The sequence below is a fragment of the Pyrinomonadaceae bacterium genome (assembly GCA_036277115.1).
Taxonomy (GTDB): Bacteria; Acidobacteriota; Blastocatellia; order Pyrinomonadales; family Pyrinomonadaceae; genus UBA11740.
Window position 1 is genome coordinate 1 of record DASUNM010000009.1, and the last position, 1,034, is coordinate 1,034.

The 1,034-nt window shown below is 63.4% G+C and carries 1 protein-coding gene; it reads left to right on the forward strand.

What is annotated here, in order from left to right; all coding sequences use genetic code 11:
* The coding region (locus VFX97_01820) for a thioesterase domain-containing protein (protein ID HEX5701939.1) at window positions 1-1,034 on the forward strand (1,034 nt) is incomplete at both ends.

The window sequence follows — 1,034 nt, forward strand, 5'->3', positions numbered from 1 at the left end:
CGCCAGCAGGCAGCCGAGCAGGGCCGGTGGCACGCGCCGCGAGACGGCTACGAGCTTGAGGTGGCCTCGATATTCGAGCAGGTGCTGGGCGTAGGGCGTGTGGGTGTCGAGGATAACTTCTTCGAGCTTGGAGGCCACTCGATCCTCGCGCTGAGGGTGATGGCGAGGGTTCACAAGCAGATGGGCAGTGAGCTGGAGCTGTCGGCTCTGATGAGGGAGCCTACAGTTGGAGGACTAGCGCGGTTGATAAGAGAGCAGGAGCGAGGCAGGGGGCGAGTAGGGAGGCTAGTGGCGATACAGCCAGCGGGGGGCAGGGAGCCGTTCTACATAGTGCATCCGATAGGAGGGCAGGTGATGTGCTACGTGGGGCTGGCGAGGCACCTTGGGCCAGAGCAGCCGGTGTATGGGCTAGAGGCTGGTGGGCTTGAGGCGGCGGCGGGCCTGCAAGAGAGCATAGAGGGAATGGCGCGAGAGTACGTCGAAGAGGTGAGGAAGGTGCACAAGGGAGGGGCCTACGTAGTGGGAGGGTGGTCAATGGGAGGAGTGATCGCCTACGAGATGGCGAGGCAGATGAGGCGAGAGGGCGATGAGGTCGAGGCGGTAGTGCTGATAGACACGCTGTCACCGGCGGTGATGAGCAAGCTCGGGGGGTATGAGGAGGAGGATGGTTTTTTGATGGCGCTGTACGCTAGGAGCCAGATGAGGGCGAGAGGAGAGGCAGGAGCAGGGGTGAGGCCGGAGCAGTTCAAGGGAATGAGCGAGCGGGAGCAGCTAGAGTACTTGAAGCGGGAAGGGGTGGTGCCGGAGGAGGTGAGCGAGGAGTACGCGGGGAGGTTCATGGAGGGGTACCGAAGGAGGCAGAGGGCGATAAGGGAGTACCAAGGAGGGGGCTACGAGGGGAGGGTAGTGCTGGTGAGAGGTAAGAGGGTGGAAGGTGAGGGAGACTGGCTGGCGGAGGAGTATCGCAGGATGGGTGTGGACGTGGGCGCGAGGGCGCTGGGTTGGGACGAAGAGGTGAGCGGGGATGTGGAGGT